The sequence below is a fragment of the Brachybacterium nesterenkovii genome (assembly GCF_900163655.1).
Taxonomy (GTDB): Bacteria; Actinomycetota; Actinomycetes; order Actinomycetales; family Dermabacteraceae; genus Brachybacterium; species Brachybacterium nesterenkovii.
On the sequence record NZ_FWFG01000010.1, the window covers coordinates 12,450 to 34,570 of the forward strand.

Annotated in this window: 17 protein-coding genes and 1 pseudogene; 2 read left to right on the top strand and 16 right to left on the bottom strand. The window is 73.8% G+C overall.

The genetic code is table 11. The annotated features are described in order from the left end of the window. Positions 1 to 2: 2 nt before the first annotated feature. Positions 3 to 923 carry a DUF3027 domain-containing protein gene (locus tag FM110_RS00750; RefSeq protein ID WP_087101723.1) on the top strand — a complete coding sequence of 307 codons (921 nt, stop codon included), beginning with the start codon at positions 3 to 5 and terminating at the stop codon, positions 921 to 923. Here FM110_RS00750 and FM110_RS00755 read toward each other — a convergent pair. From FM110_RS00755 to FM110_RS00795, 9 genes are all read right to left on the bottom strand, one after another. Next, positions 910 to 2,103 carry a DNA polymerase III subunit delta' gene (locus tag FM110_RS00755; RefSeq protein WP_234991813.1) on the bottom strand — a complete coding sequence of 398 codons (1,194 nt, stop codon included), beginning with the start codon at positions 2,101 to 2,103 and terminating at the stop codon, positions 910 to 912. The two genes, FM110_RS00750 and FM110_RS00755, sit on opposite strands and share 14 nt — an antisense overlap. After that, the gene (gene tmk, locus FM110_RS00760) at positions 2,100 to 2,840 is read right to left on the bottom strand and encodes a dTMP kinase (protein ID WP_087101726.1); all 741 of its coding nucleotides are present in this window, start codon (positions 2,838 to 2,840) and stop codon (positions 2,100 to 2,102) included. The genes FM110_RS00755 and tmk overlap by 4 nt, the downstream gene beginning before the upstream one ends. After that, positions 2,837 to 3,934: a Gfo/Idh/MocA family protein gene (locus tag FM110_RS00765; protein ID WP_087101728.1), complete on the bottom strand. Its 1,098-nt coding sequence runs from the start codon at positions 3,932 to 3,934 to the stop codon at positions 2,837 to 2,839. The genes tmk and FM110_RS00765 overlap by 4 nt, the downstream gene beginning before the upstream one ends. A 334-nt stretch (positions 3,935 to 4,268) precedes the next feature. Next, positions 4,269 to 5,123, bottom strand: coding sequence for a carbohydrate ABC transporter permease (locus FM110_RS00770; RefSeq protein ID WP_087101730.1), 855 nt, complete (start codon positions 5,121 to 5,123; stop codon positions 4,269 to 4,271). Next, positions 5,120 to 6,349: a carbohydrate ABC transporter permease gene (locus FM110_RS00775; RefSeq protein WP_087101732.1), complete on the bottom strand. Its 1,230-nt coding sequence runs from the start codon at positions 6,347 to 6,349 to the stop codon at positions 5,120 to 5,122. The genes FM110_RS00770 and FM110_RS00775 overlap by 4 nt, the downstream gene beginning before the upstream one ends. Continuing rightward, positions 6,349 to 7,698 carry an ABC transporter substrate-binding protein gene (locus tag FM110_RS00780; RefSeq protein ID WP_087101734.1) on the bottom strand — a complete coding sequence of 450 codons (1,350 nt, stop codon included), beginning with the start codon at positions 7,696 to 7,698 and terminating at the stop codon, positions 6,349 to 6,351. The genes FM110_RS00775 and FM110_RS00780 overlap by 1 nt, the downstream gene beginning before the upstream one ends. A gap of 262 nt (positions 7,699 to 7,960) precedes the next feature. Next, entirely contained in the window at positions 7,961 to 10,690 is a 2,730-nt protein-coding gene (gene topA / locus FM110_RS00785; RefSeq protein ID WP_087101736.1) for a type I DNA topoisomerase, read from the bottom strand. A gap of 86 nt (positions 10,691 to 10,776) precedes the next feature. Beyond that, positions 10,777 to 11,880, bottom strand: coding sequence for a phosphatase PAP2 family protein (locus FM110_RS00790; protein ID WP_087101738.1), 1,104 nt, complete (start codon positions 11,878 to 11,880; stop codon positions 10,777 to 10,779). Then, entirely contained in the window at positions 11,877 to 13,544 is a 1,668-nt protein-coding gene (locus tag FM110_RS00795) for a DUF7059 domain-containing protein (RefSeq protein WP_087101740.1), read from the bottom strand. Before FM110_RS00795 ends, FM110_RS00790 begins: the two co-directional genes overlap by 4 nt. An 82-nt stretch (positions 13,545 to 13,626) precedes the next feature. Between FM110_RS00795 and FM110_RS00800 the strand changes: the two genes are divergently transcribed. Beyond that, positions 13,627 to 16,242, top strand: coding sequence for a DEAD/DEAH box helicase (locus FM110_RS00800; protein WP_087101742.1), 2,616 nt, complete (start codon positions 13,627 to 13,629; stop codon positions 16,240 to 16,242). Positions 16,243 to 16,280: 38 nt separating this feature from the next. Here FM110_RS00800 and FM110_RS14695 read toward each other — a convergent pair. From FM110_RS14695 to FM110_RS00835, 7 genes and pseudogenes are all read right to left on the bottom strand, one after another. Beyond that, positions 16,281 to 16,610: pseudogene (locus FM110_RS14695) on the bottom strand (Rv3654c family TadE-like protein); the annotation flags it as partial. After that, a complete protein-coding gene (locus FM110_RS00810) occupies positions 16,607 to 17,014 on the bottom strand; it encodes a TadE family type IV pilus minor pilin (protein WP_087101745.1) in 408 nt (135 codons plus the stop codon). The gene FM110_RS00810 and the pseudogene FM110_RS14695, both read right to left, overlap by 4 nt. Beyond that, positions 17,011 to 17,280, bottom strand: coding sequence for a DUF4244 domain-containing protein (locus FM110_RS00815; protein WP_087101746.1), 270 nt, complete (start codon positions 17,278 to 17,280; stop codon positions 17,011 to 17,013). The genes FM110_RS00810 and FM110_RS00815 overlap by 4 nt, the downstream gene beginning before the upstream one ends. Positions 17,281 to 17,420: 140 nt before the next feature. Then, positions 17,421 to 18,563 (bottom strand): type II secretion system F family protein, encoded by a 1,143-nt coding sequence (locus tag FM110_RS00820; protein ID WP_234991814.1) that lies wholly within the window; start codon positions 18,561 to 18,563, stop codon positions 17,421 to 17,423. Beyond that, complete coding sequence (locus FM110_RS00825) at positions 18,560 to 19,786, bottom strand: TadA family conjugal transfer-associated ATPase (protein WP_234991815.1); 1,227 nt, start codon at positions 19,784 to 19,786, stop codon at positions 18,560 to 18,562. The genes FM110_RS00820 and FM110_RS00825 overlap by 4 nt, the downstream gene beginning before the upstream one ends. Continuing rightward, positions 19,783 to 20,976, bottom strand: coding sequence for a hypothetical protein (locus tag FM110_RS14370; RefSeq protein WP_234991816.1), 1,194 nt, complete (start codon positions 20,974 to 20,976; stop codon positions 19,783 to 19,785). Before FM110_RS14370 ends, FM110_RS00825 begins: the two co-directional genes overlap by 4 nt. A 344-nt stretch (positions 20,977 to 21,320) precedes the next feature. Continuing rightward, positions 21,321 to 22,121 (bottom strand): exodeoxyribonuclease III, encoded by an 801-nt coding sequence (locus tag FM110_RS00835; protein ID WP_087101752.1) that lies wholly within the window; start codon positions 22,119 to 22,121, stop codon positions 21,321 to 21,323.

Below are 22,121 nucleotides of genomic sequence, written 5' to 3' on the forward strand. Positions count from 1 at the left end.
CCATGGCCCGCACCGCGACCCCGCGCCTGGACGCCGTCTCCGCCAACGCGATCGAGCTGGCCCGCCAGTCCCTGCTGGAGGTCACCGAGCCCGGCCAGGTCGGCGAGCACCTGCGCGTCGAGGCCTCGGCCGAGCGCCTGGTCACGCACGTCTTCGACTGCACGATGCCCGGCTACCGCGGCTGGTCCTGGGTGGTCGTGCTGGCCCGCGCCCCGCGCGCGAAGGCCCCGACCGTCTCCGAGACCGCGCTGCTGCCCGGCTCCGACGCCCTGCTGGCGCCGGAGTGGGAGCCGTGGTCGGAGCGCCTGAAGCCCTCGGACGTGGGCGCCGACGACCTCCTGCCCTTCCGCGAGTACGATCCGCGGCTGGAGCAGGGCTACGAGCAGACCGATGATGCCGAGGCCGACCGCGTGGCCCAGTGGGAGCTTGGCCTGGGCCGTGCCCGCGTGCTCTCGCAGGAGGGGCGCGAGGAGGCCGCCGAGCGCTGGGTCTCCGGCGAGTTCGGCCCCCGGGAGACGAGCGGCCGCCGCCGCAAAGGGACCGTGGACGCGCACTGCGCCTCGTGCGGCTTCCTGTCCTTGCTGTCGGGGTCGCTGCGCCAGGAGTTCGGCATCTGCACCAATGAGTGGTCGCCCGCCGACGGCCGCGTGGTCTCCCTGCGCTACGGCTGCGGCTCGCACTCGGAGACCGGGCAGGACGACGCCCCGCGCGAGGACCCGAGCGAGCACATCGTGATCGACGAGTACCGGATCGATGCGGAGCCCGTGGCCGAGGCGAGCGAGCCCGACCAGCCCGCCGTCGCCGAGCCTGACCAGCCCGCCGTCGCCGAGTCCGATGAGCCTGCTGCCGAGCCCGAGCCCCTCGTCGAGGCCGACGCTCCCGACTCCCAGACGGCGCCCGAGGAGCCCGTCAGCGAGAGCTGACGGCCACCTGCGACAGCAGGGCCTCGAGCGCGAGCAGCGGCGGCACGTTCCCGGCGATGCGCGCACGCGCCGTGCCGACCGCGTCCAGCAGCCGGAGCGTGACGCGGGCATTGCCCTCCTGCGCCGCCTGCTCGAGGGCATCCAGCACGCCCGGGTTCACCAGCTCCGACCCGCTGCCCAGCTGCAGCGTGAGCACATCCCGCAGCACCGAGTGGGCATCCAGCAGGTAGCGGTCCAGGACGTCCCGCACCAGGCGGGTGCGGCGCCTCTTGGCGTCCTCCTCGAGCTGGCGCAGCTGACCGCGCAGGGCGGGCGGCACGGGGCCATCATCGATGCCCGCCGAGTGCAGGAAGCGCTCGCGCTCGGCCGCGGAGACCTCATCGGCGTGGGCGGCGGCCTCCGCGGTCGCCTGGTCCACGAGCGACTGCGCGGCGAGCACCGCGGCCCCCGTCGACCGCAGCGACAGCAGCGTGCGGGCGGCCGTCTCGCGGGAGGCGAGCGCCCCCTCCTGCGTCGCGTACCGCAGGGCCAGGCCGATGTGCCCCTGCGCCGCGCGCGCCGAGCGCTCGGCGGTGTCCGCGTCGACGCCGTCGCGCCGCACGAGCAGCTCGGCGACCACGTCGGGGCGCGGCACCGTCAGCGTCACCACGCGGCAGCGGGAGCGGATCGTGGGGGCGAGATCCTCGGCCGACGGCGCGCACAGCATCCACACCGTCAGCGGCGGCGGCTCCTCGATCGACTTCAGCAGCACGTTGAACGTGCCGGCGCTCATGCGGTCGGCGTCCTCGATGATCACCACGCGGTGGCGACCGGTGGCGGGGGAGCGCTGGGCCGTCAGGACCAGCGAGCGGACCTCGTCCTTGGAGATCGACAGCTTGTCGGTCGCGACGACGGTGACGTCCGGGTGGGTGCCCGCGAGCACCGTGCGGCAGGCGGTGCAGGTGCCGCAGCCCTCGCCGGTGGCGCACTGCAGGGTCGCGGCGAAGGCCCGGGCCGCCGTGGAGCGGCCGGAGCCGGGCGGGCCCGTGACCAGCCACGCCTGGGCGAGGGAGCCCTCGGGGGAGGCGGCGCGGCGGAACTGCGCGACCGCGGACTCCTGTCCCACGACGTCCGCCCACACGCCGGTGAGCGATGCGGGGTCGGTCGAGGCGGTCTCCGTCTGCGGCATCGGGGCGCTCATGCCCTCGCCCCCGCCGCGGCGGCCGGATCCGCCGGGGACTCATCGGTGCCCGCGAGCGCGTCGAGGTCCGCCTCCAGCGCAGCGAGGATCTGCGCATGGACCTGCTCGCGCGTGCCCGCGCCGTCGATCACGCGCCAGCGCTGCGGATCGGCGGCGGCCAGGGCGAGGAACTGCTCGCGCACCGCCTCGTGGAACGCCGAGCCCGCGCGCTCGAGACGGTCCAGCGACCCGGCGCTGCGGCGCCGCGCGATGACGGAGGGATCGATGTCCAGCAGCAGCGTCCGGTGGGGCAGCAGCCCGTCCGTCGCCCACAGGGACAGCGCCCCCACCTGCGCGGGATCGAGGGCGCGGCCGGCCCCCTGGTATGCGATCGACGAGTCGAGGTAGCGGTCCCCGAGCACCACGCCGCCCGCGGCCAGGTGCGGGCGCACGAGCGTCTCGATGTGGTGGGCGCGATCGGCCGCGTACAGCAGGGCCTCGGCGCGCGGAGCGACGTGATCGCCGTGCATCACCAGGCGCCGCAGCTCGACGCCCAGCTCGGTGCCGCCCGGCTCCCGGGTGGTCAGCACCGCCTCGGGGGACAGGCCTCGCCGCTGCAGCAGATGCTCGCGCAGCAGGCGGATCTGCGTGGACTTGCCCGCGCTGTCCCCGCCCTCGAACGTGATGAACAGGCCCGTCGGCGAGGGCCCGGGCGCCGGGGCCCGCAGCACCGTCTGCGGCAGGGCCTCCTGGCTCATCGGGCGCCCTCGCCGCCGCCGAGGCCCTCACCGGGGTAGACGACGCCCAGCTCGGCGCGGATCGCGTCCATCGTCCGCATCACCGACAGCGTGGCCGCCCACGGCATCGACGGCGCCTCCCGCAGACCGTCCGCGACGCAGCGCGCGACCTCCGCGGCCTCATAGGCCATCGCCAGCTCCGGATCCCCGGGATGCGTGAACGACGCCGTGGCCCCATCGAGGCGCCGCACCGTCAGCGTCGTGGGCCGGTAGAACGCGCCGTCCATCGTGATCGACCCCTCCGTGCCGCCGATCCAGGCCTGGGTGGGCGTGCGCGAGGACAACGTCGAGTGCAGCACCGCGCGGCCGCCGCGGGCGCCCGAGGCGATCACCGCGAGCTCCGCATCCACGCCGGTGGCCGTGAGCGAGCCCTGCACGGCGAGATCCGAGAGATCCCCGAGCACCGCCTGCGCGAAGGAGACCGGGTAGACGCCCAGGTCCAGGAGGGCGCCGCCGCCCAGCTCCGGCGCATACAGCCGGTGGAAGGGATCGAGGGGGAAGGCCTGGCCGTGATCGGCCGACAGCGCCACGACATCGCCGATGAGCCCTGCGTCGATGGTGCGGCGCAGCACGTCCATCTGCGGCAGGAAGCGCGTCCACATCGCCTCCGCGCACAGCACGCCCCGCTGCGCCGCCAGATCCAGCAGATCCTGCGCCTGCTCGGCATCGAGCGTGAACGCCTTCTCCACCAGCACCGGCACCTGGGCCTCGAGGACGGGCCGGGTGAGGGCGTGGTGCTGGGCGTGCGGCGAGGCGATGTACACCGCGTCCAGGCCTCCCGCCGCGAGCATCGCCCCGAGGTCCTCATACGCCGTGATCGGATGCTCCGCGTCGGCGTGCTCGGCGGCGAAGGCCTCCGCCCGATCGAACGAGCGCGAGCAGACCGCGACCACGCGCGAGGCCGTGCCGCCGTGCAGCGCGCGGGTGAAGGTGCGCGCGATGCCGCCCGGGGACACGACGCCCCAGCGCAGCGCCGGGGCGGTGCGGGGGTCGGGCACGGTCGACGCGGGCAGCGCGAGGGCGTCGGCGGTCGCGGGGGCAGAGGTGTCGCTCATGCCCCCAATCTATCGGCGCTGGCCGACGGACGAAGAGCCCGGGCATGGGCGAGCGCCCGCCCCCGACGGATCGGGGACGGGCGCTCATGAGTGGGAGAGTCGGCCTTCGCCGGTGGCTCGTTCCTCGCCGCCGGCTCCGACCTCCGAGTTCGTCGATCAGTGATGCTGTCTGGCTGATCTCCTCCCCGTCGGCCTTCGCCGGTGGCTCGTTCCTCGCCGCCGGCTCCGACCTCCGAGTTCGTCGATCAGTGATGCTGTCTGGCTGATCTCCTCCCCGTCGGCCTTCGCCGGTGGCTCGTTCCTCGCCGCCGGCTCCGACCTCCGAGTTCGTCGATCAGCCCTTGACAGCGCCCGAGGTCATGCCGCGCACCAGGAAGCGCTGGAGCCCGAAGAACACGAGCATCGGGATGATCATCGTGAGGAATGCGCCCGCGGTCAGGATCTCCTGGCCCTGGCCCTGCGTGCCGAGCATCTGCTGCTGGGCCACGATGACGGTGCGGTTGGCACCGCCGCCGAGGAACAGCTTGGCGATGAGCAGGTCGTTCCACACCCACAGGAACTGCAGGGTGGCGAACGCCGCGATCGCCGGCGAGGACATCGGCGCCACGAGCTTCCAGAACGTCTGGAAGTGGCTCGCGCCGTCGATCTTCGCGCTCTCCACGACCGACGCCGGGAGCGTGGCCATGTAGTTGCGCAGCGTGTAGATCGCCAGCGGCATGCCGAAGCCGGTGTGCAGCAGCCACACCGCGACGAACTGGCCGTTGATGCCCAGACCGCGCGGGCCCAGGAGGTCCAGCATCGGCGCGAACGCCACCTGGATCGGGACCACCATCACCGCGACGATCGCGATGAACAGGATGTCCTTGCCGCGGAACTCCATGAACGTGAACGCGTAGGCCGCGAAGGCCGCGAACATGATCGGGAGGATCGTCGCGGGGACCGCGACGATGATCGAGTTCAGCAGCGGCTTGCCCATCGTCCCGTCCGTCAGGAGGGTCGCGTAGTTGTCGAGCGTCCAGCCGCCCTTCCACAGCGCGGTCCACCAGCCGGAGGTGTCCGCGGCGATCTTCGTGCGGAAGCTCGTCACGAGCAGGCCGATCGTGGGGATGCACCACAGGATCACCAGCAGCGGCATCACGATCATCGCGAGCGGGCTGCGACGGCGCCCGTCCTTCATCGTTCCACTCATCGGTTCGCCTCCTGCTGGCGGAAGACCCGCACCTGGTAGATGAGGATCGGGACGACCAGGATCAGGAGCACGACGACGACCGCCGAGGCCTGGCCGGCCTGCTGGCTCACGAAGAGCTTGCGGAAGAACATGTTCGCGATGACGTCGGTCTTGTTCAGGCCGTTCGTGGTGACGTACACGAGATCGAAGATCTTCAGCACCATGATCAGCACCGTGATGAACACCGAGACCAGCGTGGGCCACACCTGCGGGAACACGATCTGCCAGAAGATACGGGTCTCGCTGGCGCCGTCCATGCGGCCGGCCTCGATCGTGTCCTCCGGGACCGCCTTGATCGCGGACGACAGCAGCACCATCGCGAAGCCCGCCTGCAGCCAGATGAGGATCACCATGAGCAGCAGCGAGTTCAGGCGCGCCGTCTCGATCTGGTACCAGGGCTGGGGATCCCCGCCGAGTGCCGTGATGATGGCGTTGAGCAGACCCGTCTGGGCGGAGCCCGGCGAATCGTACGCGTAGATCAGGCCCCACACCGTGGCCGCACCGACGAAGCTGATGGCCATCGGGAGGAAGATGCCGGACTTGGCGAGCTTCTCCCCGGTGGGACCGAGCTTGTCGGCGAGCACCGCGACGGCGAGGCCGATGGCCACCGTCACCGCGGGCACGATCGCGATCCACAGGAAGTTGTTCAGCAGCGCCTGCCAGAACGCCGGATCGCCGAAGATCGCTTGGTAGTTCTCGAACTTGACCCACTGCGTCGAGTCATCGTTGGCGAACGAGTACACGATCGTCTGGATGGTCGGGTACAGCAGGAAGATGCCGATCAGGCTGAACCCGGGCAGCAGGAACGCATAGGGGATCAGGCCCTCGGCCAGGCGCGAGGGGAAGCCCTCGATGCACAGGTTCAGGAACCAGAAGAACAGCATCGACCCGCCGATCCCGATCACGAGACCGAGAACGCCGATGAGGATGCTGGAGTTGAGGAACCGCCCCGGGTAGTAGGCGAGCGCCAGGAAGGCGTTGCACACGAACCAGGCGGTGATCACCATGCCTGCGGCGCCGAGCAGCATCCGCGCGGGACGCGCGGGAGAGCCGGCCTTCTCAGGCGTCGCAGGGCGCTGGCGATGCGGTCGCGGGTCCTTGCCGTCGTAGTCGCCTGTCGCATCGCCCGGCGGGATGAGCGAGGCCGTCGGCCCGCTCGATCCGGGATTCGGGATCGCTGTGCTCATCACTTGGGCCAGCTCGCTTCGATGTCATCGCAGACCTGCTGGGAGGTCTTGGAGCCCTGCAGCCACTCGACCATGCCGGTCCAGAAGGTGCCGCCGCCGACGGCGTTGGGCATCACGTCCGAGCCGTCGTAGCGGAACACCTTGGCCTCGGCCGCGATCTGGGCGATCCGGCGCGTGGTCTCATCGGCGTAGTGGCTCTGGTCGAAGGTCTTGTGCGGCGACAGCCAGCCGCCGGCCTTGGCCCACTCGGCGCCGAACTGGTCGGAGGTCAGGAACTCCATGACCTTGACGGTGTCGTCGTTCAGGGTGAACAGCGCCGCGAGGTCGCCGCCGCCGAGGATCGGCTGGCCCTCGTAGCCGTCGGCGAAGGTCGGCATCGGGTAGACGCCCACCTGGGTGTCGATGTTCTTGAGCACCTCGGGCGGGAAGAAGCCCGTCACGAAGTTGCCCTGGCGCACGAGCATCGCACGCGCCGGGTTCTCGAACAGCGGCAGCGGGGCCTCGGAGAACGCGGTGTTCAGGATGGTGCTCGTGCCGCCGAGGACGTTGCCCTCGGTCTTGAGCAGCTCGCCCACCTTGTCGAGCGCCGCGACGACCTGGGGGTCGTTGAACGGGATACGGTGGTAGATCCAATCGTCGTACACCTCGGGCCCGTACAGGCGGAGCATGAACTCCTCGAGCCAGTCGGTGCCGACCCAGCCGGTGGCCTGGTCGGACTCCCACGCGTCGGACCATGGGGTGATCCCCATCTGCTGCTTGATCTGATCGGCGATGCCGTACAGGTCCTCCATGGTCGCGGGCTCCTCGGAGTACCCGCCGGCCGTGTAGGCCTCCTTCGGGTACCAGATGAGGGACTTGCAGGCCATGCGCATCGGGGCGCCGAACACGCGGCCCTGCATGCGGGCGGAGTCCAGGAAGCCCGGGATCAGCGTCGAGTTCAGCTTGTCGTAGTCCAGGAACACGTCGATCGGGACGATCGCGTCCTTCTTGGCGAGGTCGAACAGGCCGCCCGGCTGGGGGAACAGGGCGATGTCCGGGGCGTCGCCGGAGCCGACGCGCTGCTGGATCGTGGTGGTGAAGTCCTGATCCGGCGTGTACTGGATGGTGATGCCGGAGGACTTCTGGAACTCCTCGAGGGAGGCCAGGAAGGCCGTCTGCTCCTGACCGCCGAAGGCGCCCAGGATGGAGACGGTCCCGTTACCCTTGGTGGTCCCGAGCTCATAGCGCTGAGCGCCGGAGGAGCCGGAGCTCCCGGAATCGGGGTTCTGCAGGCAACCGGTCAGGCCGATGGCGGCGGCTGTCGCCGCACCTCCGGCCATCACCGCGCGCCTCGTGGGGTGAGAGCTCATCGTCGCTCCTTCATCGTTGAGGGATGGCTGCCCCTACTGTAGGAGCCTGCAGGCCGCACAGGATCGACGATCGGTCCTCGGACACGGGCGCGTCCGGCCGATCGTGGTCGAAACGTTGCGAACAGCGTCCGAAAGCGACCGGATTCCCCCGATTCGAGGCAGGGACGAGCGCGGGAACGGACGGAGCTCCGGGGCGTCCGCGAGGATGCTCCCGAGGCTCCGAGCGACCGCGCGGTCCGTACGACCGCGCCGACGATTGCTGCTACTTCTTCGGCGCGGCCTTCGAGCTCGTCTTCTTCGCCGGCGCCCTGCGCGTGGTGGTCCTGCGCGCGGCCGGCTTCTTGGCCGGGCCCTTCGCGCGCTTCTCCGCGAGGCGCTCGACGGCCATCTCGTGGGTGAGCGTCTCCAGCGAATCGTCCTTGCGCAGGGTCACGTTGGTGGTGCCGTCGGTGATGTACGCGCCGAAGCGACCGTCCTTGACCACGATCGGCTTCTCGCTCGTGGGGTCTGTGCCCAGCTCCTTGAGCGGCGGCTTGGCGGCGGCGCGCCCGCGCTGCTTGGGCTGGGCGTAGATCGCCAGGGCCTCGTCGAGGGTGATGGTGAACATCTGCTCCTCGGTCTCCAGCGAGCGCGAGTCCGTGCCCTTCTTGAGGTAGGGGCCGTAGCGGCCGTTCTGCGCCGTGATCTCGGTGCCCTCGGCGTCCGTCCCGATCACCCGCGGCAGGCTCAGCAGCTTCAGCGCGTCCTCGAGGGTGACCGTCGCCAGATCCATCGTCTTCAGCAGCGAGGCCGTGCGGGGCTTCGGGCGCTTGGACTTGGGCGTCTTGTCCTCGGGATCCTCGGGGATCACCTCGGTGACGTAGGGGCCGTAGCGCCCGTCCTTGGCGATGATCTCGCGGCCCGTGTCCGGGTCCGTGCCCAGCACGCGCCCGTCGTCCTTCTGCCGCTCGAGCAGCTCGGTGGCCTTCTCCACGGTCAGCTCGTCGGGGGCGATCTCGTCGGGCACGGAGGCGCGCACCGGGTCCGCGCTCTCGAGCACCTCCCCGTCCTCACCGCGCGCCGGGCGCTCGACGAAGGCGCCGTAGCGGCCCACGCGCAGCGTGATCCCCTCGCCGATCGGGATCGAGTTGATCTCCCGGGCGTCGATGTCGCCCAGGGACTCGACGGTCGCGCGCAGGCCCAGGTGGCCCACCTCGCCCGTGCCGTCGCCGTCGTAGAAGCGGTGCAGGTAGTCCGGGCGGGACAGCTCGCCGCGGGCGATGCGGTCCAGATCCGCTTCCATCGCGGCCGTGAAGTCGTAGTCGACCAGCGAGCCGAAGTGCTCCTCCAGCAGGCGCACCACGGAGAACGCGATCCAGCTGGGGGCGAGCGCGCTGCCGCGGCGCACCACGTAGCCGCGGTCCTGGATGGTCGAGATCGTCGACGCGTACGTCGACGGACGCCCGATCCCGCGCTCCTCGAGCGCCCGCACCAGCGAGGCCTCCGTGTAGCGCGGGGGCGGCGTGGTCTGGTGGCCGTCGGGCACCAGCTCGCGGACGTCGGGGAGCTGGCCCTCGGTCATTTGCGGCAGGCGCTTGTCAGAGCCCGCTGCGCCCCCGGCATCATCGGCGTAGCGGGCGGCGTCGCGGCCCTCCTCGTAGGCGGCCATGAAGCCGCGGAAGGTGATCACGGTGCCCGAGGCGCCGAAGGTCGCGGTGCGGCCGCCGCCGGTGACGGTCAGCTGGGCCGACGTCGTCGAGCCGCGCGCATCGGCCATCTGCGAGGCCACGGTGCGCTTCCAGATCAGCTCGTACAGGCGGAACTGCTCGCCCGAGAGCTCCCCGGCCACCTGCGCGGGAGTCCGGAACGTCGATCCCGCGGGACGGATCGCCTCGTGGGCCTCCTGCGCGTTCGCCGCCTTGCCGGAGTACACGCGCGGCTTGTCGGGCACGTACTCGGCGCCGTACAGCTCGGTCGCCTGAGCGCGGGCGGCACGGATCGCCTCGCCCGACAGCGCGACCGAGTCCGTACGCATATAGGTGATGTAGCCGTTCTCGTACAGACCCTGGGCCACGCGCATCGTCTCGCGCGCGCCGAGGCGGAGCTTGCGCCCGGCCTCCTGCTGCAGCGACGAGGTGGTGAACGGCGCCGCCGGGCGGCGCGTATACGGCTTGGACTCGACCGAGGTGACGGTCGCGGGCGCACCCTGAAGCGCCGCGATCAGCGCGGCCGCGGACTCCTCGGTGAGGACGGTCGCGCCCTTCGTCTTCAGCGTGCCGTCGTCGCGGAAGTCGCGGCCCGAGGCCACGCGGGAGCCGTCGACGGTGCGGATGCCCGCGGTGAACGCGGGTGCGGCGTCATCGTCCTGCGCGGCGAAGGTTCCGGTCACGTCCCAGTAGCCGGCGGCGACGAACGCCATGCGCTCGCGCTCGCGCTCGACCACCAGGCGGGTGGCGACGGACTGCACGCGGCCCGCGCTCGTGCCCTGCTTGACCTTGCGCCACAGCACGGGGGAGACCTCGTAGCCGTAGAGCCGGTCGAGGATGCGGCGCGTCTCCTGCGCGTCCACGAGCGGCATGTCGATCTCGCGCGTGGACTCCAGCGCGTTCTCGATCGCCTCACGGGTGATCTCGTGGAACACCATGCGGTGGACCGGCATGGACTTCGCGGGCTTGAGGGCCTGCAGCAGGTGCCAGGCAATCGCCTCCCCCTCGCGGTCCTCATCGGTGGCGAGGTAGAGGGTGTCGGCGTCCTTCATCAGCCGCTTGAGCTCGGCGACCTTCTTCTTCTTGTCGGGGTCGACCACGTAGTACGGCTCGAAGTCGTTCTCGACGTCGACGGCGAAGCGGCCGAACGGCCCCTTCTTCATGTCGGCGGGCAGGTCCTTGGGCTGGGGGAGATCGCGGATGTGCCCCACGGAGGCCTCGACGGTGTAGTCGTCCCCGAGGTATCGGCCGATGGTCCTCGCCTTGGCGGGGGACTCGACGATCACGAGATGGCGACCAGTGGCCACAGGGCACTTCCTTCCGGTTCCTCAACCGCTGCGCAGGGACGCAGCGGGGCGACGGCGGTCTCGGGCCGAGCCGCGGTCACGGGGCCTCACCGTACACGCACAGGATCGGCGCTCGACGAGGGCAAGGCGGGCACGTGGACGAGCAGCGTGACGGCGAACAGCGCCGCCGTCGCGCCGCCGACGATGCCGATCGTCGCCGCGTACGCCCGGGCCTGCGCGGAGGCGGAGGCGAGATCCAGCGGCGTGGGCACCGTCGCCAGCAGCACGGCCCCGACGATGACGCCCAGCACGGACCCGACGCTCAGGAGGGCCGCGGCGACCCGGCCGTTGGAGTGGACGGGCAGCAGCGAGCGCGCACGTCGACGACGGTCCCGGCGGGGGCGGGCGGCCGCGCCCTCGTGCGCGGGGGCGCTGTGGCCCGCGACCCACATCTGCGCCTCCTCGTCCCAGACGGGGTCGGGATCGTCCCAGGTCGCGGGCCTGGGCGGCTCCGCCGTGCCGTCGCGCCCGAGGTCATCGTCGTGCCCGTCGTGCGGGTGGTCCTCGGCGTCGGGCTCGGGCGCTCGGGCGCGGATCATCGCGAGCACCGCGTCCACCGCCAGGACCAGGAACGTCCAGGCCCCGACCACCAGCAGGGCGCCCAGGACGTCGCTGGGCCGGTGCCAACCGCCCGCGATCGTGCCGATCCCCGCGACCGCTGTCCACGCGGCGCCGAGCAGGGCCACGAGGGAGCGGATGTGGCGCGGGCTCGCGAGCATGAGCGCGATCGCCACGGCCGCCGCGAGCGTCGTGTGCCCCGAGGGGAAGGAGTTGGGTGTCACATCCAGGCCCGGGGCCAGGGCGGTGCGGTCGATCACCAGGTGTTTGACCACTTGCGTGGTCGCCGCGGCGCCCGCGACGAGCACCACCAGGTGCACCACCATCGACGCACGGCGCTGGAGCAGGGCCAGGACGACGGCGACCAGGATGGCAGCGACGATCACAGGCACCGTGACCGTGTTCAGGACCGGGAAGACGATGCGGGTCATGGGCCCGGTGTCGTTCTGCGCCGCGGTCAGCACCAGCTGATCCAGGCGCTGGCCCCTCGCCGTGTGCACGGCGGCCTTGGCGAGCGCCCAGCAGGCGGCGATGCTCGCGGCGCTCGCGAGCAGGGCGCCCAGCAGGCGCAGCGCGATCGCCCCGCGGGTCATGCCGGGACTCCCTCTGCCGGGACGGGGCCAGGGGCAGGGTCGGAGCCAGGGCCGGGCCCGTCCGGGGCCGGGGCTGCGAGATCGAGCATCCCGCCCGCGATCAGGCGGCGCAGCTCGCCGACGAGGCCGGCGGCAGCGTCCTGCGGATCGGTGTCCGTGAGCGCGCAGACGGCGCCGATGATCTGCCCCAGGGTGAGCTCCCCGTCGCAGGCCCCGACCGTGGCCGCGAGCAGCTGATCGGCGCGGACGATGCGGCCCAGGCCCGCACCCTGGACCAGCTCGATGAGCATAGGATCCCACGCCCCGGGTGTCAGGTGGCGCCGCTCGATGACATCCGCGGCGCGGACGGCGCGGTGCTCGAGCAGGGCCTCGTCGTCGAGGGCGGCGAGCGCGCGACGGGCCGCGAAGGCGCGCGCCAGGTGCGCCCCGAGGGAGCCGGAGCCCGTGGTCGCGACCTCCTCGAGGTCCAGCAGCGGCGCGGTCCGGGGCGCCTCGGAGCCGGGGGTGACGGGCCGGTGCGCCAGCACGTAGCCGAAGCCGATCCCGGCCACGTCGCGCGAGGCGAAGTCGTCGAGCCAGGCGCTCAGCATCGCGGGCCAGGCCTCGTCGCGGTCGGTGACGCCGCCGTCGCGCGCCCACGTCTCGGCGTACTGCGCGGGAGCCTCGCGGGCGCGCTGGATCACCCAGACGTCGAGGCCCGTCTGCTCGAACCAGCACCGGGGGTGCGCGGTCCAGTCCTCGCCATCGGAGGCATCGGCGGCGGTGTCGTCGCCCTCAACTTGCGAGGCCGCGGCGATCTCCCAGTTCGCGAGCATGACGGCGCTGCCGCCCGGTGCCAGGTGCGCGGGCAGCCCCCGGGCGATGTCGGCGAGCAGCTCGTCGCCGCCGCGGCCGCCGTCCCGGTACGTCCACTCGGCGATGCCGGCGTCGCGCGGGGTGATGACGAACGGCGGGTTGGAGACGATGAGGTCGAACTCCTCGCCCGCGACCGGCTCGAACAGCGATCCCGTGCGCAGATCCAGGTCGATCCCGTTGAGCGCCGCGGTGAAGGTCGCGAAGGCGATCGCGCGCTCGGACAGGTCGGTGGCGACCACCCGATCGGCGTGGCGGGAGGCGTGCAGGGCCTGGATGCCGCAGCCGCAGCCCATATCGAGCGCCGTGCCCACGCGCTCGCGCGGCGTGATCGACGCGAGGGTGAGCGATGCCCCGCCGACCCCGAGCACGTGCTCGGGGTGCAGGGGCGCGCCGGTGGCGAGCTCGGAGAGGTCCGAGGCGATCCACCAGCGGATCGCGCCCAGATCGTCCTGCGCCGCGTAGGGGGCGAGGTCGATGAGCGCGCGGACGCGCGCGCCGTCGAGGGCGACGATGCCCAGCTCGCGCGCGCCGTCGGCACCGGTGGCCGGGAGCGCGGCGTCCAGCACACGGGCATCGAGCTGGTGCCCGAGGGTGAACAGCTCGAACAGGCGCGCGGCCGGGTCGTCGATGTCGGCGAGGGCGCGCAGCGCCGGCACCGCCTGCTCGCGGCGGAGCGCGGCGGCGGCCATCGGGCCCAGCAGATCCTCGACGCGCTCGCTCGTGTACTCGGCCCGCTCGAGGTCCTCGCGCAGGGCGGCGATGCGGGCGGGGACGACGCGAGGGGGAGCGCAGGGCGCGGCAGCTGGCATGACTACGATTGTGCAGCAGTCGCCCGGACGCGCCCCGTGAGGTGCGGGGGCGGCATCTGACAGAGCTCCGGAAGGCGGTCGCGTGCGCGCAGGCAGAGCCCAGGACCTCCTGGCGGACCTCACCGAGCCGCTCACGCGACGCACCTGCCTCACCCACGTCGAGACGCTCCCGCGGCGCGACGGCCGCACCGGCGACTGGCCGGCATGGGCCGACCCGCGCCTGCTCGAGCACCTGCGCGCTCGCGGCGTCGAGCGGCCGTGGATCCACCAGGAGCGGGCCGCGGAGCTCGCCCATGCCGGGCGCCATACGGTGCTCGCGACGGCGACCGCCTCGGGCAAGTCGCTCGCGTACCTGCTGCCGGCGCTCACGGCGATCGGCGCCCGCAGCCTCGATCCCGCCGAGCGGCGCGCGACGGTGCTCTACGTCTCGCCCACCAAGGCGCTGGCCGCCGACCAGCTCACCAACATCGACGCGATGGCCCGCGGCGCCGGGATCGCGGATGCCCGGGTGGCGGTGTTCGACGGCGACACCCCCGCCGAGCAGCGCCGCTGGATCCGCCGTCACGGCACCTTCGTCCTCACCAACCCCGACATGCTGCACTTCGGGATCCTCCCGGGTCACGAGCAGTGGGCGAGCTTCTTCCACGCGCTGCGCTACGTGGTGATCGACGAGTGCCACAGCTACCGCGGCGTGTTCGGCAGCCACGTGGCCCTCGTGCTGCGGCGCCTGCGCCGGATCGCCGCGCACTACCGGTCGGAGCCGACGTTCATCCTCGCCTCGGCGACGACCGCGAACCCCGAGGTCTCCGCGTCGCGCCTGGTCGGGGCCGAGGTCGAGGCGATCACCGAGGACGGTTCCCCGCGGACGGGCCTCACCTTCGCCCTGTGGGAGCCCGGCACGCGCGCCCGCATCGACGGGCGGCCCGGGAGCACAGGGCCCGGCGGCACGGGGGCCGACGGCACAGGGTTTGGCGGCGCAGGGTTTGGCGGCGCGGGGTCCGACGTTGCGGCCTCGGGTGCCGCGGGGGCGCAGGCCGGCGCGCCGCCGACAGACGCCGCCGACCGCCTCGACGCCCTCGCCGCCGCCGACGGGGGAACCGTCGAGGACGAGGGACGCGGCGGCGCGGCGGAGGAGCCGCAGCGCCGCTCGGCCACGAGCGAGGCCGCGGCGATCCTGGCCGACCTCGTCGAGCGCGACGTGCAGACCCTCGTCTTCGCCCGCTCGCGGCGCGGTGCCGAGCTGGTCGCCTCCGGTGCGCGGCGCCTGCTGACCGAGAAGGCCGAGCAGGCCGGTCACGGGGGAGGGGCGGGCGCTCTCATGGACGCCGCCCACCGCGTGGCCGCGTACCGGGGCGGGTACCTGGCCGAGGAGCGGCGGGCGCTCGAGGACGCCCTGCGCTCGGGCGAGCTGCGGGCCCTGGCCTCGACCAACGCCCTCGAGCTCGGCATCGACATCGCGGGTCTGGACGCCGTGGTGATCGCCGGCTGGCCCGGGACCCGCGCCTCGCTGTGGCAGCAGGCCGGTCGAGCCGGGCGGCGTCACGCAGGAGGCGGTCCGGCAGGAGGCGGCGGCTCCGGCGCGGGTGGCACCGGGGCCCTCGCGCTCTTCGTCGCCCGGGAGGATCCGCTCGACACCTTCGTGGTCCACCACCCGGAGTCGGTGTTCGGCGCGAGCGTCGAGGCGGCCGTGTTCGACCCTGCGAATCCGTACGTCATGACCCCGCACCTGTGCGCGGCCGCCGCCGAGCTGCCGATCCGGGACGGCGAGGAGCAGATCTTCGGGCCGACCGCGACGGAGCTGCTGGGCACCCTCACGGCGCGCGGGGCCCTGCGGCGCCGCCCCACCGGCTGGTACTGGACGCTGCCGCAGAGCGCGCACGACCTCACCGACCTGCGGGGCAGCGGCGGCGAGCCCGTGCGGATCGTCGAGCAGGGCTCGGGGGCGCTGCTGGGGACCGTGGACGCGGGCAGCGCCCACACCCAGGTGCACGACGGCGCCGTCTACCTCCACCAGGGCCGCAGCTATGTGGTCGACCACCTCGACGTCGAGCGGGCCGTGGCCCTCGTGCACCGCGAGGACCCCCTGCACTCGACGCACCCGCAGACCGCCTCGACCATCCGCGTGCGCCAGGTGGAGCGGACACGGCCGTGGCGCGACGGCGTGACCCTGTGCTTCGGCACCGTCGACGTGACCGACCAGGTGACCGGCTACCAGGTGCGGGACGTGTTCACCCAGGCCGTGCTGGGTCAGCACACCCTCGACCTGCCCCCGAGGACGCTGACGACCAAGGCCGTCTGGTGGGAGATCCCCGCCGCGCTCACCGAGCGCGCCGGCATCGACGACGAGGCGCTGCCCGGGGCCCTGCACGCCGCTGAGCATGCCGCGATCTCGATGCTCCCGCTGCTGGCCACGTGCGACCGCTGGGACATCGGCGGCGTGTCCACGGCCCTCCACGAGGACACCGGCATGCCGACGATCTTCGTGTACGACGGCGCCCCCGGCGGTGCGGGCTTCGCCGAGCGCGGGGCCGAGGGCGCGAGCGCCTGGCTGCGCTCGACCGCCGACATGATCGACGAGTGCCCCTGCACCGACGGCTGCCCGGCCTGCGTGGTCTCGCCCAAATGCGGCAACGGCAACGAGCCGCTGTCCAAGGCCGGCGCGGCGAGCCTCCTGGCCGTCCTGGCACCGGAGGGCTGAGGCGACGCGGCTCCCGGGGCGGGCCCTGGACCCGCCCGCGCCGACACCTGCACGCTGCCCAGCAGCGGGATCTCGATCCGGGCCGTGACCAGCACATCCTGTCCGTCGACGGTGCAGGCCGTGAGGGTCGCCCGGTTGAGCTCTGCGGTCTCGGAGGCGCGGGCGCAGGCATCCGCGCCGACGGCCAGGGCGTCGGCGCCCGCGAGCGCCGCGAGGTCCGCGGCGGTCGCCGCGCGCGCCTGGGCGGAGGCTCCCTGGGCGAGCAGACCGATCGCCCCGAGCATCACCACAGTGACCGCGATCCAGGCGAGCACGCCCGCGGGGGCGGAGCCGCGCTCGCGGCGCAGCTCGGTGCGCGCGCTCCTCACGGCGATGCCCCCGCTGCGGCCACGAGCTGCGGCTCGAGCCGGGCGACCGCGCGCCCGGTGACCTCGACCTCGAGCCCCGCGAGCATCCCCTGCGCGGCGGGGCGCAGGGTGCGCGTGACCTCGACGTGCACCCACGGGCCGTCGCGCGAGACGGAGACGTCCACGGCTGAGCCCGCGGCCTGTCGCGCGGCCTCCACCGCGGCCGCCTCGTCCTCGCCGCGGGCCAGTTCCCGCGCGGCGGCACGGGCCGAGGCGTCGACCCGCACCTGCTGAGCCCCGGCCAGGCCCACGAACGCGAGGACCACGGCGAGCACGACGATCACCGGGAGCACGACGGCGGTCTCCGCGGTGACCGAGCCCCGGTCGCCCCGCAGGCGGGGCGACCGGGTCGGCACCGGGGTCATGACCCCAGCGAGAGCGCGGCGGTGATGATCCCCATGAGGAGATCGCGCACCTCCCCGGACTTCAGCAGGACCACCAGGACGGCCGCGAATCCGCAGGCCGCGAGCGTGGTGATGGCGTACTCCGCGGTCGTGGCCCCGGTGTCATCGGACAGGCGCTCGACCGCGCCGGGGAGGGCGCCCGCATCCGGGACGGGGGCGGGAGCGTCCCCTTCCGCGGCAGGGGCGGTGATCCCCGGTCCGGGGAGCGTGCAGGGTGTGTGGGACATGGTGTTCTCCTTCCGTGCCGCGGCTGCGGCACGTCTGCGGCGCCGACGCGGAGGCGCGACGCCCACCGGGACGGCCCCGGCGGTCTGGGGAGGGACCGGGCCGCGCAGCGGAGCGCTCCGGTCCGGGCGCGCGGGGCGGCTCATCCGAGCACCCCGGCGAAGGAGCCGTCGAGCAGGGACGCGACGGTCGGGATGATGCCCAGCAGGACGAAGGCGGGCAGCAGGGCGATCCCGGTGGGCAGGACGAGGCGGACCGCCAGGCGCGCGGCGGCGGCCTCGGCGGCGCGGGCCCGGCCGCGCCGGGCGTCCCGTGCGCCGGAGCGCAGCAGGCCCACGAGGTCGGCCCCGGTGGCGTGGGAGACGAGCGCGGCATCCCGCAGCGGCGCGAGCGACGCAGGGAGGGGAGACAGGGCCGTGCGGACCCCGACGCCCGCGGCCAGGGCGCGGGCCGTGCGCTCGAGCGGCGCGGCCAGGGGGTCGCTCGCGAGGGCGGGGCCGCTCGCAAGTGCCTGGCCGACGGTCGCGAGCGCGTGGGCCAGGGGAGATCCTGCCGCCAGCGGACCGGCGACGAGATCCAGGACGAGCGAGGGGTCCACGCCGGGCGACTCGTCGCGGGCGGCGCGCAGCAGGCGGTGCATCCACCACCAGCCGCCGAGCGTGCACGCCGTGCCGGAGGCGAGCAGCCACAGCCCGTCGCCGTGCAGGAGCAGCCCGAGGGGGTCGGCGCCGAGCAGGAGCCCCAGACCGATGCCGACGAGCGGCAGGGCCAGGAGGATCCGCGCCGTCGCGAGCGGTCCCGCGAAGGCGCTGCGCCGCGCGAGGGCCGCATCGGCCACATCCCGCAGCCCGTCGGCGAGGGTGAGGAGCACCGGGCCGAGCGGCGCGCCGGTGCGCTCGCACACCTCGAGCGCGGCGCTCAGGGCCGCGATCTCGGGCGACCCCGTGAGGGTTCCGGCGGCACGGGAGGGATCGGCACCGGCGCCGACGGCCCGGGCGAGGTCCTGCAGGGGGCCGGGCGCGGTGGCATCCGCGGCGGCGCTCCACGCGGTCCGCGGGGCCGTCCCGGAGGCGATGATCGTCGCGAGGCGCTCGACGAGGCGGGCGATGTCGAGCGGGGTGGGCCGGGGGTGCCGCGCCGTCCCCGGCAGCGCGCGCGGAGACGCGGTCGCGGGCGTGCGCGGTGCCCGCGGCGCCCCGGCGATCACGGCGAGCAGCGCGACCGCGCAGGCCAGCAGGGCGGGCGCGGGAGCCGGGATCTGCGCGATGCCGTCCGCCGGGGTCACGGCGCGCCGCCGATCTCGCCGCCCGCGTCGAGGTCGGCGCGCATGCCGATCTCCGCGGGTGCCAGCCCGAGTCGAGCGCACAGTCGCTCCGCTGCCGGTCCCGGGACGGGGGACGGGCCGGTGAGGTCGAGGGCGAGGGACACCTGCAGTGCGCCAGCCCGATCCCGCCCCAGGACGCCCACCTGGGTGAGGGAGCGCCGCGGGCCGCGCCGGCTGAGATGCAGGACGATGTCGAGCGCACTCGCCGCCTGCGAGGCGAGGGCCTCGGGGCCCAGGCCGCCGAGCGCGCCGAGCGCTTCGAGGCGGGCGGGGACGTCCAGCGCGGTGTTCGCGTGCAGGGTCCCGCAGCCGCCCTCATGGCCCGTGTTCAGGGCCTGCAGCAGCTCGCGGACCTCGGCGCCGCGGCACTCGCCGACCACCACCCGGTCGGGCCGCATGCGCAGGCACTGCCGCACCAGGTGCGCGAGGTCCACGCCGCCGGCGCCGTCCGCGTTGGCGTGACGGGCCTGCAGGTGCACGGTGTGCGGATGATCGGGCTCGAGCTCGCGGGCGTCCTCGACGATCACGATCCGCTCGGAGGGATCGGCGGCCGACAGCATCGCCCCCAGCAGGGTCGTCTTGCCGGTCCCGGTGCCGCCCGAGATCACGAACGCCGAGCGCGAGGCGATCACGGCCTGGGCCACGCGGCGCCCGAGGGGGCTCAGCGTGCCGGCGCGCTCGAGCTCGGCCAGGCCGAAGCGCTTGGCCGACGGGCGACGCAGCGAGATGAGGGTGCCGCCGCCGGTCAGGGCCGGCAGCACGGCGTGCAGGCGGGTGCCGTCGGGCAGGTGGGCATCGGCGCACGGCGAGGCGTCGTCCAGGCGGCGTCCCCCGGCGGTCGCCAGGCGCACCGCGAGCTCCCGGGCCTCGACGGGCGCGAGGTGCTGACGCGTCCGGCGCAGCCCGTGGGCGTCGTCCACCCAGACGGAGCCGTCGGCATTGACCAGGATGTCCGTGACCCCGGGCCGTGCGAGATCCTGCAGCGGCCCGAGCCCGGTGACCTCGTCGCGCAGGCGGGCGGTCATCCGCAGCAGCTCGGCCGCCCCGACCATCCGCCCTTGCGCACGCAGCACCCGGGCCACGCGCGGGACGTCCACCGGCCCCGGCGAGGCGACGAGATCCTCGCGCAGCGCCGCCAGGGTCGCGCGGGCGGGATCGGCCTCCCGGATCGGGGCGGCGGTCATGACGGGGCTCCCTCGGCCAGCAGCTCGGCCGCGAGGCGCGAGCACAGGCGGTCGGCTCCGCCGCGGCGCCGATCCAGCAGGGGCACCGCCGTGCGGGGATGATCGCGGAAGGACCCCAGGAGCTCGCCCCCGAGATCCTCGGCCGCGTCCCGGGCCGACCAGGCCCCGCCGCCCCGCACGATGATCCCGACGCCTCCGTGCGGACGGGGCCAGGCATCGAGCCGACGCGCTGCGGACCGCACCCCATGGTCGGTGGGGCGGATGATGAGGAGGAGACGGTCGGCCGCTTCCAGCACCGCTGCGGCCAGCTCGGTGCCGATATCGACGATCACCCGGGCGTCGGTCCCCGCGAGCGCGGTCAGGGCAGATCGTGCGAGGTCGGGCGTCGGGGTGGGACCGTCCTGCGCGGCGAGCAGGCGCACCCCGTCGATCTCGGGCAGGCCCTCGCGCAGGGCGGGGCCGTCCTCGGGCCCCAGCAGGCCGATGTCGGACCATCGGATCCCGCCCGGGGCGGCGGCCTCGACCAGCTCGTCGAGGCCGCCGCCGAGGGGATCGGCATCGACCAGGACCGTGCCGTCCTCGCCCCGAGAGCGCCGCGCGAGAGCACCGGCGAGGCGGGCGGCGGTGCTCGACGCCCCCGCGCCTCCGCTCCCACCGGCGACGGCGACGATGAGCCCGCGCGTGCTCGGGCGTTTGAGCGCCGTGAGGGCGCCCAGCAGGTCCTCGGAGTCGCGGGGGAGACGCAGCAGGTGCCGGGCCCCGGCCGCGAGGCATCGTCGCCAGGCATCCTCGGTGACCTCCCCGTCCTCGGCGACGATCAGCAGAGGCGCCCTCCCGGCCTCCCCGAGCCCGTGCGCATGCTCATGGCGGCCGGGACCCGCGAGCGCCGCCGGATCGCACACCTCGGCACGGACGGGGACCCCGGGCAGGGGAGCATCCGCATCGGCCAGGACGGCCCCGACGGCATCCGCGTGATCGGCCACCTGCGCGCGCAGGGCGGGGGAGAGGCCGCTCCACAGCACCTGCGCGGCAGCGCCGTGTGCCTCGATCGACCGCGGACGCGGGGCGTCGAGCACGGGGAAGACGGAAGGACCGCGCCGACGGGCGGGAGGATCGGCGATGGCTGACGGGTCGGCGACGTTCGGCGGGTCCGCGGCCGGGGGCGGCGGGGCGAGGGCGAGTGCGTTCATGCCCCGCATCGTCCGGCGCGGAGGCGCCCGTGCGGCAGGGCCGGCCCGCGAATGGGGATGACCACGACCTGGGGAGGAACCGCGGACAGGGCATCCGCGGCGAGGCGACGGAACCGGATCCGCCCGCGGCTCTTGCGGTGCGCCGCGGCACAGGAGTATGGTCTAGATCACAACGACGAACAAGGGATTCGGAACCCACGTGCGAGTGGTCTCCGCAAAGGACCGGCTTCCCGGGTGCCGACAGCACCTCGGCAGCCATCGCAAGGCACGCCTGATCCCGTCTCCTGGATCGTCGCAGACGGCGTCGCGGTCACCCGCGGCGCCGTCGCTCTGCGCCCGAGCCCTCAGAGCTCCAGATCCACGATCACCGGTGCGTGATCCGAGGCGCCCTTACCCTTGCGCTCGTCGCGGTCGATCCGCGCATCGACCACGGCGCGCTGCACCGCCGGGGAGCCGAGCGCGAAGTCGATGCGCATGCCCTCCTTCTTGGGGAAGCGCAGCGCCTGGTAGTCCCAGTACGTGTAGACGCCGGGCCCGGGCGCATACGGGCGCACCAGGTCCGCATAGCCCGCGTCGACGATCGCCCGGAACGCCGCCCGTTCGGGCTCGGTCACGTGGGTCGCGCCCTCGAAGGCCGCCATGTCCCACACGTCCTCGTCCAGCGGCGCCACGTTGAAGTCGCCCGCGAAGACGGTCCGCGTCTCGGGGTCTGCGGCCAGGGCCCGCTCGCCCTCGGCGCGCACGGCGTCCAGCCAGCGCAGCTTGTAGGCGTAATGCGGGTGGTCGATCTCCCGGCCGTTGGGCACGTACAGCGACCACAGGCGCAGCCCGTCCCCGACGATGCCCGAGATCATGCGCGCCTCGAGCACGCCGGTCTCGTCCTCGGGATAGGTCGGGAGCGCCTCGACCTCGGTGCGCACGTCCTCCAGGCCGACGCGGGAGAGGATCCCCACCCCGTTCCACTGGTTCAGCCCGTGCATCGCGCACGCGTACCCGGCCGCCTCGAAGGCGGACAGGTCCAGCTGCTCGGGACGGGCCTTGAGCTCCTGCAGCGCCAGCACGTCGACGTCACGCCGCTCGAGGAAGGCGACGACCCGCTCGGTGCGGGCGCGCAGGGAGTTGATGTTCCAGGTGGCGATGCGCAT

What these genes read in the sequence shown, in the direction of transcription:
- FM110_RS00770 (WP_087101730.1), bottom strand. Translation starts at nt 5,123, where the DNA reads ATGAGTGGAACGATGAAGGACGGGCGCCGTCGCAGCCCGCTCGCGATG.
- FM110_RS00780 (WP_087101734.1), bottom strand. Translation starts at nt 7,698, where the DNA reads ATGAGCTCTCACCCCACGAGGCGCGCGGTGATGGCCGGAGGTGCGGCG.
- FM110_RS00750 (WP_087101723.1), top strand. Translation starts at nt 3, where the DNA reads ATGGCCCGCACCGCGACCCCGCGCCTGGACGCCGTCTCCGCCAACGCG.
- FM110_RS00835 (WP_087101752.1), bottom strand. Translation starts at nt 22,121, where the DNA reads ATGCGCATCGCCACCTGGAACATCAACTCCCTGCGCGCCCGCACCGAG.
- FM110_RS00765 (WP_087101728.1), bottom strand. Translation starts at nt 3,934, where the DNA reads ATGAGCGACACCTCTGCCCCCGCGACCGCCGACGCCCTCGCGCTGCCC.
- FM110_RS14370 (WP_234991816.1), bottom strand. Translation starts at nt 20,976, where the DNA reads ATGAACGCACTCGCCCTCGCCCCGCCGCCCCCGGCCGCGGACCCGCCG.
- FM110_RS00795 (WP_087101740.1), bottom strand. Translation starts at nt 13,544, where the DNA reads ATGCCAGCTGCCGCGCCCTGCGCTCCCCCTCGCGTCGTCCCCGCCCGC.
- FM110_RS00790 (WP_087101738.1), bottom strand. Translation starts at nt 11,880, where the DNA reads ATGACCCGCGGGGCGATCGCGCTGCGCCTGCTGGGCGCCCTGCTCGCG.
- tmk (WP_087101726.1), bottom strand. Translation starts at nt 2,840, where the DNA reads ATGAGCCAGGAGGCCCTGCCGCAGACGGTGCTGCGGGCCCCGGCGCCC.
- FM110_RS00775 (WP_087101732.1), bottom strand. Translation starts at nt 6,349, where the DNA reads ATGAGCACAGCGATCCCGAATCCCGGATCGAGCGGGCCGACGGCCTCG.
- FM110_RS00755 (WP_234991813.1), bottom strand. Translation starts at nt 2,103, where the DNA reads ATGAGCGCCCCGATGCCGCAGACGGAGACCGCCTCGACCGACCCCGCA.
- FM110_RS00815 (WP_087101746.1), bottom strand. Translation starts at nt 17,280, where the DNA reads ATGTCCCACACACCCTGCACGCTCCCCGGACCGGGGATCACCGCCCCT.
- FM110_RS00825 (WP_234991815.1), bottom strand. Translation starts at nt 19,786, where the DNA reads ATGACCGCCGCCCCGATCCGGGAGGCCGATCCCGCCCGCGCGACCCTG.
- FM110_RS00810 (WP_087101745.1), bottom strand. Translation starts at nt 17,014, where the DNA reads ATGACCCCGGTGCCGACCCGGTCGCCCCGCCTGCGGGGCGACCGGGGC.